The 13,401-nt window shown below is 73.8% G+C and carries 13 protein-coding genes; 5 read left to right on the top strand and 8 right to left on the bottom strand.

The features are described from left to right. Positions 1–55 precede the first annotated feature (55 nt). The 3 genes from pcaD to BJ983_RS24890 are packed head-to-tail and all read left to right on the top strand — an operon-like array spanning position 56 to position 2,255. Positions 56–820 (top strand): 3-oxoadipate enol-lactonase, encoded by a 765-nt coding sequence (gene pcaD / locus BJ983_RS24900; RefSeq protein WP_343054343.1) that lies wholly within the window; start codon positions 56–58, stop codon positions 818–820. Then, positions 817–1,620, top strand: coding sequence for a CoA transferase subunit A (locus BJ983_RS24895; protein WP_218890460.1), 804 nt, complete (start codon positions 817–819; stop codon positions 1,618–1,620). The genes pcaD and BJ983_RS24895 overlap by 4 nt, the downstream gene beginning before the upstream one ends. Continuing rightward, positions 1,617–2,255, top strand: coding sequence for a CoA transferase subunit B (locus BJ983_RS24890; RefSeq protein WP_179796267.1), 639 nt, complete (start codon positions 1,617–1,619; stop codon positions 2,253–2,255). Before BJ983_RS24895 ends, BJ983_RS24890 begins: the two co-directional genes overlap by 4 nt. A gap of 79 nt (positions 2,256–2,334) precedes the next feature. Here BJ983_RS24890 and BJ983_RS24885 read toward each other — a convergent pair whose 3' ends face one another. Beyond that, a complete protein-coding gene (locus tag BJ983_RS24885) occupies positions 2,335–3,009 on the bottom strand; it encodes a class I SAM-dependent DNA methyltransferase (RefSeq protein WP_179796266.1) in 675 nt (224 codons plus the stop codon). 30 nt (positions 3,010–3,039) lie between these two features. Further along, positions 3,040–3,927 (bottom strand): hydroxymethylglutaryl-CoA lyase, encoded by an 888-nt coding sequence (locus tag BJ983_RS24880; RefSeq protein WP_179796265.1) that lies wholly within the window; start codon positions 3,925–3,927, stop codon positions 3,040–3,042. Positions 3,928–4,084: 157 nt separating this feature from the next. On the opposite strand from BJ983_RS24880, the gene BJ983_RS24875 reads away from it, so the two are divergent. After that, positions 4,085–4,513: a CBS domain-containing protein gene (locus BJ983_RS24875; protein WP_179796264.1), complete on the top strand. Its 429-nt coding sequence runs from the start codon at positions 4,085–4,087 to the stop codon at positions 4,511–4,513. On the opposite strand, the gene BJ983_RS32555 is transcribed toward BJ983_RS24875, so the two are convergent. Next, on the bottom strand, positions 4,498–5,685 hold the full coding sequence (locus tag BJ983_RS32555) for a nucleotide disphospho-sugar-binding domain-containing protein (RefSeq protein ID WP_179796263.1): 1,188 nt from the start codon (positions 5,683–5,685) through the stop codon (positions 4,498–4,500). The genes BJ983_RS24875 and BJ983_RS32555 overlap by 16 nt on opposite strands. 93 nt (positions 5,686–5,778) lie before the next feature. Between BJ983_RS32555 and BJ983_RS24865 the strand changes: the two genes are divergently transcribed. Then, positions 5,779–6,753 carry an aldo/keto reductase gene (locus BJ983_RS24865; RefSeq protein WP_179796262.1) on the top strand — a complete coding sequence of 325 codons (975 nt, stop codon included), beginning with the start codon at positions 5,779–5,781 and terminating at the stop codon, positions 6,751–6,753. 70 nt (positions 6,754–6,823) lie between these two features. Here BJ983_RS24865 and BJ983_RS24860 read toward each other — a convergent pair whose 3' ends face one another. The 5 genes from BJ983_RS24860 to BJ983_RS24840 form a co-directional block, all read right to left on the bottom strand. Continuing rightward, entirely contained in the window at positions 6,824–7,126 is a 303-nt protein-coding gene (locus tag BJ983_RS24860) for a Dabb family protein (RefSeq protein WP_179796261.1), read from the bottom strand. A 4-nt stretch (positions 7,127–7,130) separates the two neighbouring features. Next, positions 7,131–8,870 carry an NAD-binding protein gene (locus tag BJ983_RS32550; protein ID WP_179796260.1) on the bottom strand — a complete coding sequence of 580 codons (1,740 nt, stop codon included), beginning with the start codon at positions 8,868–8,870 and terminating at the stop codon, positions 7,131–7,133. Positions 8,871–8,881: 11 nt separating this feature from the next. Then, positions 8,882–10,492, bottom strand: a complete 1,611-nt coding sequence (locus tag BJ983_RS24850) for an adenylate/guanylate cyclase domain-containing protein (RefSeq protein ID WP_179796259.1) — start codon at positions 10,490–10,492, stop codon at positions 8,882–8,884. Between the two features lie 65 nt (positions 10,493–10,557). Then, a complete protein-coding gene (locus BJ983_RS24845) occupies positions 10,558–12,168 on the bottom strand; it encodes an adenylate/guanylate cyclase domain-containing protein (RefSeq protein WP_343054342.1) in 1,611 nt (536 codons plus the stop codon). Next, a complete protein-coding gene (locus tag BJ983_RS24840; protein ID WP_179796258.1) occupies positions 12,165–13,394 on the bottom strand; it encodes a fatty acid desaturase in 1,230 nt (409 codons plus the stop codon). The genes BJ983_RS24845 and BJ983_RS24840 overlap by 4 nt, the downstream gene beginning before the upstream one ends. Positions 13,395–13,401 lie beyond the last annotated feature (7 nt).

Genomic DNA, 13,401 nt, shown 5'->3' with positions numbered 1-13,401 from the left:
GCCGGTGGCCGGAAGTCCCATGGGCACACATCGCCCGGTACGGAAGGGTGGCGGCGTGCGTCTCCACGTGACCGACGAGGGCCCCCGGGAGGCCCCGGTCCTCGTCCTGCTGTGCTCGCTCGGCTCCACCGTCGACATGTGGGCGCCGCAGCGGCGGGACCTGGCCGCCGACCTGCGGGTGATCACGATGGACACCCGGGGCCACGGCGGCTCGCCGGTCCCGGACGGGCCCTACACCGTGGACGAGCTCGCGGGCGACGTCCTCGAGACCCTCGACGGGTTCGAGGTCTCCCGCGCGTCCTTCGCCGGGGTGTCCCTCGGCGGCGCGATCAGCCAGGCGGTCGCGCTGCGGGCCCCCGAGCGGGTCGCGAGCCTCGCCCTGGTCTGCACCTCCGCCCGCTTCGGCGACCCCGACCCGTGGCAGGAGCGCGCGGCGACGGTGCGCGCCGGCGGCGCGGGGGCGATCGCCGATGCTGTGGTCGCGCGGTGGTTCACCGAGGACTACGCCGCGGCCGCACCCGCCGTCCGGAACGCGATGCGCGAGATGATCGCCGCGACGCCGGCCGAGGGCTACGCGTCCTGCTGCGACGCGATCGCCGCCTGGGACTCGCGGGCGCGCCTCGCGGACATCGCCGCGCCGACCCTGGTGATCTCCGGGGAGCAGGACCCCGCGACCCCGCCCGAGCACGGGCAGGTCCTCGCCGACGGCATCCCCGGCGCCCGCTTCGAGGTCGTCGCGGACGCCGCTCACCTGGCGTCCTACCAGCGGCCCGAGATCGTCACCCCCCTGCTGGCCGAGCATCTGAAAGGTTCTGTATGAGCGAGATCGACAAGGTGGTCGCGAGCGCCGACGAGGCGGTGGCCGACATCGGCTCCGGCTCCTCGCTCGCCGTCGGCGGCTTCGGCCTGTCCGGGGTGCCGATCGTGCTGATCGACGCGCTCAACCGCACCGACGCGACCGACCTCAAGGTCGCCTCGAACAACTGCGGCGTCGACGGCTGGGGCCTGGGCGTGCTGCTCGAGCAGCACCGCATCTCCCGCGTGGTGGCCTCCTACATCGGCGAGAACAAGGAGTTCGCCCGCCAGTACCTCGGCGGGGAGATCGAGGTCGAGCTCAACCCGCAGGGCACGCTGGCCGAGCGGCTGCGCGCCGCGGGCACCGGCGTCCCGGCCTTCTACACCCCCGCCGGGGTCGGCACGATGATCGCCGAGGGCGGCCTGCCGTGGCGCTACGACGCCGACGGCAACATCACCATCACCTCCCCGGCCAAGGAGGTCCGCGAGTTCGAGGTCACCGACGCCGACGGCACCCGCCGGCGCAAGGCCCACGTGCTCGAGACGGCGCTGGACATCGACTACGGCATCGTGCGCGCCGCCAAGGGCGACCGGCACGGCAACCTCGTGTTCAACAAGTCCGCGCGGAACTTCAACCCGCTGTGCGCGATGGCGGGCCGGGTCGCGATCGCCGAGGTCGAGCAGCTCGTCGAGCCCGGCGAGATCGACCCCGACGAGGTCCACCTGCCCGGCATCTTCGTCCACCGCGTCGTCGAGCTGACGCCCGACGAGGTCGGCCGCAAGCACATCGAGAAGCGCACGACGCAGGAGACGATGAACCGATGAGCCTCACCCGCGAGCAGATGGCCGCCCGGGCGGCGCAGGAGCTCCACGACGGCTCCTACGTCAACCTCGGCATCGGCCTGCCCACCCTCGTGCCGAACTACGTCCCCGACGGCGTCGGCATCTCGCTGCACTCCGAGAACGGCCTGCTCGGCGTCGGTCCGTACCCCTACGACGCCGACGTCGACCCGGACCTCATCAACGCCGGCAAGGAGACCGTCACGACGTTGCCCGGGGCGAGCTTCTTCGACTCGGCGCTCTCGTTCGGGATGATCCGCGGCGGCAAGGTCGACACCGCGATCCTCGGCGCCATGCAGGTCTCCCAGACCGGCGACATCGCCAACTGGATGATCCCCGGCAAGATGGTCAAGGGCATGGGCGGCGCGATGGACCTGGTCCACGGCGCCAAGACCGTCATCGTGCTCATGGAGCACGTCGCCAAGGACGGCTCGCACAAGATCGTGGAGAAGTGCGACCTGCCCCTGACCGGTGAGGGCGTCGTCCAGCGGATCATCACCGACATCGCGGTCATCGACGTCACCGACTCCGGCCTCGTGCTCCGCGAGCTCGCCGACGGCGTCACCGAGGACGAGGTGCGCGAGAAGACCGGCGCCGACCTGACCAGCGCCCTGGGCTGATCGCCACACCGCCGTCCCGAACGAGCGGCACGTTCGCAGCATCTATGTGCGCGAAAGTGCCGCTCGTTCGTTCCGGGGACTACGCCACCCGGAGCACCACCATGCGCGCGCCGACGTCGGCGGCCCGCCGGTAGTCGACGACGTCGGTGGACACGATCTCGACCAGCGCCATCTGGGCCAGCCGGTCCACCTCGGCGCGGTAGCCGCCGGCGTCCCAGATGTCGTCGAGCACCGTCGCGACGATCGTCCCGCCCGGCCGGGTCAGCCGGACGAACTCGCCGAACGCGCCCGGGCCCACGTGGCCGTGGGTGAGGGTGCCGACGCAGACCACCACGTCGTAGGCGTCGGCCGGGCTCGGCAGGGGCCGCGACAGGTCGGCCGGGGCGAGCCGCCGGTACGCCCCGGTGGCCTTCGCCCGGGCGAGCATCCCCGGGGACAGGTCGACGCCGTCGATCCGACGCGCACCCGCGTCGGCCAGCGCCACGCCCACGAGGCCGGTGCCGCACCCGGCGTCGAGGATCTCGCCCTCGACCCCGGCCGCCTCGACCACCGTGCGGGCGGCCAGCTCCGGGCCGACGTAGCCCTGCGCCTCGCCCGTCAGCTCGTCGTCGTAGGTCGCGGCCCACTCGTCGTAGAGCTCGCGGGCGTCGTCGGGCCCGGTGAGGGTGTAGGCCCGCTGCAGCCAGGCGCTTCCGGCGGTGTTCGTGTCGAGCGGGTCGGGCGCGGCGGCGGTGTCGGCCGGGGTCTCGGACATGCCGCCCATCCTTCCCGACGGACCGCGGTCCTACCCGGGGAACGTCCCCGCGCGCGGCAGCAGTGCGGGCACCCGGTAGCCGAGCTGGTCGGACAGGAAGCCCGCGATCGGGATCAGCTTCTCCAGGTCGAGCCCCGTCGGCACGCCCATCCGCTCCAGCAGGTACACGAGGTCCTCGGTGGCGATGTTGCCGGTCGCGGCCGGGGCGAACGGGCAGCCGCCGATGCCGCCGTTGGACGAGTCGAGCCAGGCCACGCCCGCCTCGTACGCGGCGACGGCGTTGGCGAACCCGGTGTTCCGGGTGTTGTGGAAGTGCGCCCGCAGGACGACGTCGGGCGCCACCGACCGCACCCCGTCGAGCAGCGTCCGCACCTGCGTGGGCACCCCGACCCCGATGGTGTCGGCGATCGCGATCTCCTTCGCCCCCGCCGCCGCGGACCGGCGCGCGACCTCCACCACACGGTCCGGGTCGACCTCCCCCTCGAAGGGGCAGCCGAACGACGTGGCAATCGTGACGGTCGCCGGCAGGCCGGTCGACGCCGCCTCGGCGCAGACCTCCTCGGCGACCGCGGTGAGTGCGTCGGTGGTGGAGTTCTGGTTGCGCTCCGAGAACGTGTCGGAGGCCGGCACCACCACGTTGACCTCGTCGACGCCCGCCGAGACCGCCCGGTCGAAGCCGCGCCGGTTCAGCACGAGACCGATGTGCGAGACGCCCGCGGGCCGCGGCACCCGCTCCATCACGGCCTCCGCGTCGGCCATGGCCGGGACGAGCTTCGGGTGCACGAACGAGCACGACTCGATGCGCGTGACGCCCGCGGCGATCGCCTGGGTGATCAGGTCGACCTTGGCGTCGGTCTCGAGCAGCGTCTTCTCGTTCTGCAGCCCGTCGCGCGGGCTGACCTCCACGATCCCGACCATCGCCTGCAAGTCCTCCTGATCGTGCCGGCCCGGAGGACCGACCCTAACCGCCGCCCGCACGCGCCGTGACCGTGCAGGAACGCCCGTCGGGAGCCTTTCCGCACCGAAGCGGACATGCGATCGTCGTCACACCATTCGCCGGACGAGGGAGTCGACGATGCGCATCCGGGACGTCCTGAAGGCCAAGCCCGCCGGGGTGCTGACGGTGGAGCCGACCACGCCCGTGCCGAGCCTGCTCGCGGCGCTGGCCGCCCGCGGCGTCGGGGCCGCCGTCGTCGTCGACGACGCGGGCGGCGTCGTCGGGATGGTGTCCGAGCGCGACGTCGTCCGGCACCTCCACCACCGGGGCCGGGCCGTGCTCACCGACACCGTCGCCTCGATCATGACCGCCCCCGTCACCACCTGCGGTCCCGACGACGAGGTGGACTCCCTCGGCGCGATCATGACCGAGCGCCGCATCCGCCACCTCCCCGTGCTCGAGGACGGGAAGCTGACGGGGATCGTCAGCATCGGCGACGTGGTCGCGACCCGGCTCGACATGCTCGAGGCGCACCGCACCCAGCTCGAGGCCTACATCGCCGGCTGAGCCGGCCGGCCCCAGGCCTCCACCTCCGCGGCCACGTCGGCCGGCGAGGGGATCGCGGCGACCTCCGCCGCCAGCGCGCGGGCGGAGGCCCGCTCCGGCCCGTCGTCGAGCAGCTCCCGCACGGCCTTCCGGACGCCGGGTGGGGTCGCCTCGGGCCCGAGGAGCTGCCGGCCCGCGCCCGTCGCCACGACGGCGGCGGCGTTGAAGAACTGGTCCGCGCCCTGCGGCAGGAACAGCTGGGGCACCCCCGCTCCGGCGCAGGAGAGCGTGGTGCCGCTGCCGCCGTGGTGGACCACGACGGCGGGCCGGTCGTCGGACCGGAGCAGCTCGGCCTGCGGCACGAACGGCTCGACCTGGACGCCGTCGCGGTCGAGGTCGGCGAGCTCGCCCGCGTCCACCGAGCCGGTGGCGACGAGCACGTCGAGGTCCGGCGCCGCGAGGCCCTCGACCGCCGCGCGGAGCACACCCGCATCGCCGAACGCCGTCCCGAGGGTGAGCAGCACCCAGCGGGTCCCCGGTCGGCGGCGGAGGACGAAGTCGGGGGTCGGCGGGTTCCACCCGGTGGGCCGCAGCGGCAGCTCGGCGAGGCCCGTCAGGGTCCCCGCGGTCTCCGGGTCCTGCATCGACGGCGGGCACACGTCGAGGTAGGCGTGGCCGAGCGGGGCGTCGACGGCGACCTCGATCCCGACCTCCGCCGCGACCCGCGCCAGCGGTTCCCGCGCCCGCACGGCGAAGGGGGCGACGGGGACCGGGCGGCGCCCGAAGGAGTGCAGCACGCACGGGGTGCCGGTGGCGTGCGCGGCGAGGGCCGCCCCGGGCGCGCCGGTCTCGGCGATCACCAGGTCCACGGGGTGCTCGGCCAGGTGGTCGCGCAGCGCCGGGGCGTACTGCCGCGGCATCGCCGCGCCGAACACCTCGCCCGCGATCTCCCGGGTGCCCTGCGTCGAGGTGGGCGGTCCGGTCATCCCCCGCGCCACCATGACCTCGCGGAACACGTCGAACAACGGCCGCCCGACGGCGAGGGTGGGCACGCCCGCCGTCGCGATCGTCGGCGCGACGTCCGGCCCGGTGGCGAAGGTGACCTCGTGCCCGGCGTCCTGCAGGGCGGCCGTCAGCGGCACGAGGGGGAAGGCGTGCCCGGGCGAACCGAGGGCGGCCACGAGGATGCGCACGTCGTCGTACTGTGCCGAAGATCGCCGGTGCCGGGGCGCCCCTGCCCGATACGTCCCCGTATCGCGCCACGGGCCCCGGGGTAGCCGAGGAGCATGAAGACGACGAGGCTCGGCAAGACGGAGCTCGAGGTGTCCCGGATCGCGTTCGGGACGTGGCAGGTGTCGGGCGAGTGGGGCTCCTACGACGCGGACCAGGCCCAGCGCGCGATCCGCCACGCCCTCGACCTCGGGGTGAACTTCTTCGACACCGCCCAGGCCTACGGGTTCGGCGAGTCCGAGGAGGTCCTCGCGAACGCCCTGCGCAGCGAGCTCGACTCGAACCGCGACTCCGTGGTCATCGCGACCAAGGGCGGGATCAACCCCGGCACCGACCGGCCCCGCGACTCCAGCCGCGAGTACCTCCGCTCCGGCGTCGAGTCGAGCCTGAAGGCGATGAAGATCGACCACATCGACCTCTACCAGATCCACTGGCCGGACACCGACACGCCGTTCGAGGACACCGCCGGCTACCTGCAGGAACTCGTCGACGAGGGCAAGATCCGCCACGTCGGCGTGTCGAACTACGACGAGCAGCAGTTGGCGGCCTTCGACCGGCGCCGGCCCGTCGAGACGCTCCAGCCACCGTACCACCTCTTCCGCCGTGGCATCGAGGAGAAGATCCTCCCCTACGTGCGCGAGAACGACATCGGCACGCTGGTCTACTCCCCGCTCGGGTCCGGGCTGCTGACCGGCACCATGGACTCCTCGACCACGTTCGAGGACTCCGACTGGCGCTCGCAGGCCTCGGCGTTCCAGGGCGAGAAGTTCGAGAAGAACCTCGCCGTGATCGAGCGTCTCAAGTCGTTCGCCGCCGACAAGGGCGTCGAGGTCTCGCAGCTCGCGATCGCCTGGGTGCTCGCGCAGGAGGGCATCGACGTGGCGATCGTCGGCGCCCGCTCCGACCGCAACATCGAGCGCTCCCTCGCGGCCGTCGACGTCGAGCTGTCCGCCGAGGACGTCGCCGAGATCGAGAAGATCACCGCCGACGGCGTGCAGGTCTCGGGTGCCTCGCCCGAGGGCGTCGCCTGACGCTCCCGCCCCGGCCCCGCGTGAGGGGACCCTTCGAGCCACACGAGCGCTCGGGGGCTCCCCTCACGCGTCAGTGGTGGTCCGGCAGCGCGAACTGGATGCGCCGGATCTCCGTCGAGATCGGCGCGAACAGTTCCTGCCGGATGCGGTTGTGCTCCGGGTCCGCGTCGTAGACGCGGTAGGCCTCGTCGTCGGGGAAGTCGACGGTGAGGCAGTAGGACGCGTTGCCCGGACGCAGCCCGCGGTCCTGCCCGGCGAGCAGGTCGAACTCCAGGCCCTCGACCCGCAGGTCGCGCAGGGCCTGCAGCGCCTCCTCGACCTGCTCGGCGGTCACGCCGTCCTTCGCCACACCCACCACGACGTTGCGGATCATGGCGTCATCCTGCGACGGCGGACCGGGACGCGCAGCGCTCGAGCACCGCGCCCAGTCCGGCGCGGGTGGCGACGACGAGGAGCCGGTCGCCGACCTTGAGCCCCCGCTGCGGCCGCGGCGGCATCTCCAGCACCGCGTCCGGACCGGCGCCCCGGAACACGCCCACCACCCGGACCTGGCCCACGTCGGTGAGCACCCCGACCGGCAGCCCGGTGACCAGCGACGCCCGCTCCACGGTCACCTCCGCCATGAGCAGGATCCGGCGGCCGACCGGGATGGTGGCCAGCACCTGGCCGTCCCGCAGGGCCGCCGCGAAGACCGGCGCCGCGACGTAGGAGACGCTGCGCGAGATCGCGTCCATGCTCCGCTCCACCCGCGCCGCGAGGTCGTCGTCGCGCAGCCGCAGCACCACCCGCACCGTCCGCTGCACCGAGCGGGCCACGAGGGCCGCCTGCAGGTTGGTGGCGTCGTCGGTGGTCACCGCGACCAGCGCCCGCGCCTGCTCCACCCCCGCGGCCCGCAGCACCTGCTCGCTGCTCGCGTCGCCGTGCACCACGGGCACCCGCGACCGGCCCGCGGCGGCCGCACCCGGCGAGTCGGCGTCGCGGTCCACGGCCACCACCGGCACGCCGCGGTCGCGCAGGGCGGTGACGATGCGCTGCCCCACGTCGCCCAGCCCCACCACGACGACGTGGTCGCGGCGCGGCAGGCGCCCGCCGCGCTCCACCGCCCGCGAGCTGACCGCGCTCTCCACCACCACGGCGGTGACCAGCGGGATGATCGCGATGCCGACGACGGTGACGCAGGCCTGGATCACCCGGACCGGGAGGCTCGCCTGGGTGTCGGGCTGCGCGGCGCCGGCGGAGTCGAGGACCGCGAGGTAGATCGCGTCGCCCAGGGAGTAGCCGCCGACGGTCGCGAAGGCCGCGGTGCCGAGCAGGAACAGCACGACGAGCCCGAGCGTCGCACGCGCGAGCCGGCGCGTCAGCGTGCCCCGCACCCGGGTCATCGCCCGCCCGACGACGTCCGCGAGCGCCTGTCGCCAGCGCCGTCGCCGCAGCTGGTCCCGGCGCTGCGCCCGCGACTCGGCGAGGGCGAGCACGTAGTCGGCCCGGTCGTCGGTGTCGTCGGGCAGGAGTCGCGGACCGCCGGCCGCCCCGGTCTGGGAGTTCGCGGCGAGCCCGCAGACGACGGCCGCCTCCCGCACCTCGTGCCGGCCCGCGACCACGAAGGCGCGACCGCCGACCCGGACGTGCTGGCGGGTGTACCGCCCGATCGCCTGGGCGACGAACGCGGGCGCGGCGGTCTCGGAGACCGAGAGCACCGTCGCCGTCGGGAGGATGGACTCGATGCGGGCGGCCAGGCCGGTGTCGAACAGCCGCAGCACGAGCCGGACCGACGGGTCGATCTCCTGCACCCGCAGCGCCCGGTGGATGTTGGTGACGTCCTCGCGGTCGACCAGGGCGACCGCGGTCGCGCCGCGGACGCCGGCCGCGAGCAGGGTGCGGTCGTCGTCGGAGGGTCCGCCCTCGACCACCCGCACGCCGGGCGCGGCCTCGATCCGGTCGACGTAGCGCCCGGTGCGGTCGGCGACCACGACGACGATCTCGGTGCCGTCACCCCGCTGACGCCGCAGCGCCTCCACGATCCGGAGCGTCAGCAGGTTCTCCCCACAGATGACGAAGCGCTCCGTCCGACTGCCGGGCCGCGTTCCCCCGGACGGTGCCGCCCCCGCCGTCGTCACGAGCGGGGACCTTAACCGCGCGTGACCTCGTTCGTGGCGGGAACGACGTCGAAGGACGGCGTGACGTATCGGTCGCGGGGCACGGCGACGTCGGTGTCGGCGGTCCGGCCGCGCAGCCGTTCGGCCCCGATCACCAGCCAGCGCCGGGCCTCGTCGTCGCCGGCCCGCGCCAGCGCCGCCCCGGACGCGACGACCCCGCGCCACGCCGCGTCCCCGCTCTCGCCCCAGCGGCGGCTGCGCTTGGCGAGGTCGCACAGCCGGGAGGCCTCGTTCACCGGGTCGCCGATCACGGTGTACTCGTAGCGCCGCGCGTCCCCGACGTGGCCCGCGACCGCCTCCCCGGCCGACACCCCGATGCCCGCGTGGGCGCCGGTGCGCTCGAGCCGGTCGGCCAGTTCCCGGGCCGCCGCCAGGGCCCGAGCGGCCGGGTCGTCGAGCTCCTGCGGGGCCCCGAACACCGCGAGCGCGGCGTCGCCCTCGAACTTGTTCACCCAGCCGCCGTGGCGCTCCACGCCCTCGACGACCTCGGAGAAGAAGACGTTGAGCCGGGCGACGACCTCCGTCGGGGGCCGGGTCGCGGCGAGCGCCGTGGAGCCCACGAGGTCGACGAACAGCACGGCGACCTCGCGCACCTCCCCGCCGAGCTCCACGTCCCCCGCCACCGCGGCCTCCGCCACGGCCTCGCCGACCTGGCGGCCGAACAGCTCCCGCACCCGGTCCCGTTCGCGCAGGCCCGCGACCATCGTGTTGAAGCCGGACTGGAGGAGCCCGAGCTCGGTCGTGTCGGAGACCTCGACCCGCGTCTGCAGGTCGCCCCGCTCGACGCGGCGCAGCGCGCGGCGGACGGCGGTCACCGAGGCGACGATCGAGGTGGACGACAGCACGGTCACGAGGAAGCCGACGCCGAGCGCGACGAGCGCGAGCACGAGGACGACGAGGCCGAGCCGCTGCACGGTGAAGTAGTCGGCGTAGACGAGCGACGTCCCCGCGGTGATCAGGACGCCGAGCAGGGGCACCCCGGTCCCCATCACCCACGCCCCGAGCGAGCGCACCGCCACCCCGGGCAGGCCCTTCTCGGTCGGCGGCTCGTGGACGAAGACGCGGGCGACCTCACGCCGCAGCAGCAGCTCGGAGAAGCGGTAGGCGACGGTGACGGTCGCGATGCCGCCGAGCGCGATCATGCAGGCGACCGCGACGGCGAGCGTCCGCGACCAGGTCGCGTCGACCACCGCGAACAGCGCCACGCCGATCGTCCACGGCACGGCCTGCACCACCGCGAGCCGGATCGGCGCCCGGAGCACGACGCGGCGCGCGCGTTGCCGGTGGCAGGCCAGGTCCGCCTCGCTCGGGTGCGGGCCGGGCGGGTCGGGGACGCGCAACCAGGCCCAGCCGAACGCGAAGGCGGCGAGGCCGGCCGCCGGCGCGTAGACGGCGAGCAGGACGAGGTTGGCGCGCAGCGCGGTCGTCTCGTCGGCCACCAGGGCCCGGAAGGGCAGCACCCACCCCGCCAGACCGACGAGAATCGCGGCGCCGACGACGTTCGAGATGACGATGAGCGCGCCGACCCACACCTTGGTCGACCACGCGACCTGGTGCGGGGCTTCCCGCGTCTCGTCCGGCATGTCACCGAGCGTAAGCACCACGGGGCCACCCGAGGACGATCTGTGGCGGGATCGACCCGACCGGGTCACGCCTGCGCCGCGAGATCCTGCCCCTTCCCGACGCCGGGTCGGGCCGCGTCGGGCTCGCAGGCCTCGTGCGCGGCGAGGCGGTCCGCAGGGGCCGAGTACTCGGTCTCCTCGTGCCGGCCGCGCAGCGCCGCCAGGCCGACGACCTGCCAGCGGGCCCGCTCCTGCGCCCCGGCCCGGGTCAGCGCGGCACCGGAGGCCGCGACGCAGCCGGGCACCGTCTTGGCCAGGTCGGTGAGCCGCGCGGCCTCGTTCACCGGGTCGCCGATGACGGTGTACTCGTAGCGCCGGGCGTCGCCGATGTTGCCCGCGACGGCCTGCCCCGCGGACACCCCGATGCCGGCCGACACCGCGTCCAGGGCGTCCAGGCGGGCGGCGAGGTCCCGGGCGGCGGCGAGGGCGCACCCGGCCGGGTCGGCCAGGTCGCTCGGCGTGCCGAACACGGCGAGCGCCGCGTCGCCCTCGAACTTGTTGATCCAGCCGTGGTGGGCCTCGACGGCGTCGACCACCTCGGCGAAGAACGTGTTGAGCAGTTCCACGACCTCGGTCGGCGGCCGGTCGACGGCCATCCGCGTGGAGCCGACGAGGTCGACGAACAGCACCGCGACCTCGCGCACCTCCCCGCCGAGCTCGAGCTCGCCCTCCAGCGCGGCCCGGGCGACCTCCTCGCCGACGTGCCGGCCGAAGAGCGCCCGGATGCGGTCGCGCTCGCGCAGGCCGCCCGCCATGGTGTTGAACCCGGCCTGCAGCAGCCCCAGCTCCGTGGCGTCCGTGACCGCCACGGTCACGTCGAGGTCGCCGTCCTCCACCCGGCCGAGGGCCCGGCGGACCGCCACCACCGGCCCGGCGATCGACGCGGCGGTCAGGGCGTTGAGCCCGAACCCCACGACCAGGGCGATGAGCGTCAGCACGAGCACGGCGAGCCCGAGCGAGCGCACCGTGTACTGCTCCGGGACGAGCAGGCTCGTCGCGGCGACCAGGGCGACGCCGAGCGCCGGGACGCCGGTGCCCAGGACCCAACCGCCGACGGAGCGCACGCCCACGCCGGAGAGCCGGTAGCCGCTGGGCGGCTCGTGGGCGAGCACGCGGGCGACCTCGCGACGCAGGGCGAGCTCGGAGAGCCGGTAGGCGACGGCGACCGTGGCGAGACCGCCGAGCGCCACCACGCACGCGACGACGAGGGCGAGCCGGAGCGACCAGAGCGCGTTCATGCCCGCGAACAGCGGGACGGCCAGCAGCCACGACACGGCCTGTACGACGGCGAGCCGGGTCGGCACCCGGAGGACGACCCGGCGGGTCGCCCGTCGGTGCCGCTGCCAGCGGGACGGGGACGCCCCGCCGTCGGGAGGGCGGGGGACGCGGACCCAGGAGATGCCCCAGACCACGCCGACGACGACCGCGACGACGAGGTACGCCGCGAAGACCGCCACGTTGGTCGTGACGGCCCCCGCGACGTCGGTGACCAGCGAGCGCGTCGGCAGCACCCACCCCGCGAGGGCGAGCACCACCGCCGCTCCCACCACGTTGGCGACCACCACGAACGCACCGAGGACGACCTTGGTGCGTCGTTGCAGGTCGCGGTGTGCCGGGCTCGGCCCGGCGGTGCTCACGTCTGGCTGGCCGGCGAGACCGAGGTCGGGTGGCCGGGCGTCGACGACGGCGCCGGAGCGACCGAGGAGTTCTCCGCACCCTGCGGCGTGATCTTGCCCCGCTGGCGCGGCAGCCCGGCCTCGAGACGCTTCTGGTTGGCCTCACGGATCTTCCTGGCCGGCAGCGACAGCCGCCAGATCGACCGCGTGGCCTGCCAGAACTGCTTCGGGAACGACCCGGTGGTGTAGGGCAGCTCGTACTTCTCGCACAGCGCCGTGACCCGCTCGGCGATCTCGGGGTAGCGGTTCGAGGGCAGGTCGGGGAACAGGTGGTGCTCGATCTGGTAGCCGAGCGACCCCGACATGATGTGCATCAGGCGGTTGCCGGTGAAGTTGGCCGAGCCGAGCAGCTGGCGCAGGTACCACTCGCCCTGCGTCTCGTTCTCCAGCTCCTCCTCGGTGAAGACCTCGGCGCCGTCGGGGAAGTGCCCGCAGAAGATGATCGCGTAGGACCACACGTTGCGGATGATGTTCGCGGTGAAGTTCGCGGACACCGTCGACGCGAAGTTCGGGCCGGTGAGCGCCGGGAACAGCACGTAGTCCTTGCCGGCCTGGCGGGCCTGCTTGCGCAGGATGTCCAGGAACTTCTGCTTGAACTCCTCGGGGTTCTCGAGGCGCATCTTGACGAGGCCGTCGATGTCGAGGTCGTGCAGCGAGACGCCGTACTCGAAGAACGTCATGAGCAGCGCGTTCACCACGGGCTGCGTCAGGTAGTACGGGTGCCACGGCTGGTCGGAGCGGACGCGGAGGATCTCGTACCCCACGTCCTTGTCCTTGCCGATCACGTTCGTGTACGTGTGGTGCAGGTAGTTGTGGGAGTGCTTCCACTGGTCGGCGGGGCAGACGTTGTCCCACTCCCACGTCGACGAGTGGATCTCCGGATCGTTCATCCAGTCCCACTCGCCGTGCATGACGTTGTGGCCGATCTCCATGTTCTCGAGGATCTTGGCCACGCCGAGGGTCAGGGCACCCGCCCACCACAGCTCACGGCGGTTGCTGCCGAACATCATCACGCGGGCGGCCACGTTGAGCCGCCGCTGGATGGTGATCAACCGACGGATGTAGGCGGCGTCCTTGTCGTTGCGCGACTCCTCGATGTCGGCGCGGATCTGGTCGAACTCCCGACCCAGCGCCTCCACGTCGGCCTCGGTGAGGTGGGCGAACTCCTTGACGTCACGGATGGCCACGACGGTC

The sequence above is a fragment of the Actinomycetospora corticicola genome, assembly GCF_013409505.1.
GTDB lineage: Bacteria > Actinomycetota > Actinomycetes > Mycobacteriales > Pseudonocardiaceae > Actinomycetospora > Actinomycetospora corticicola.
This window is presented reverse-complemented; position numbering and strand designations above follow the sequence as displayed.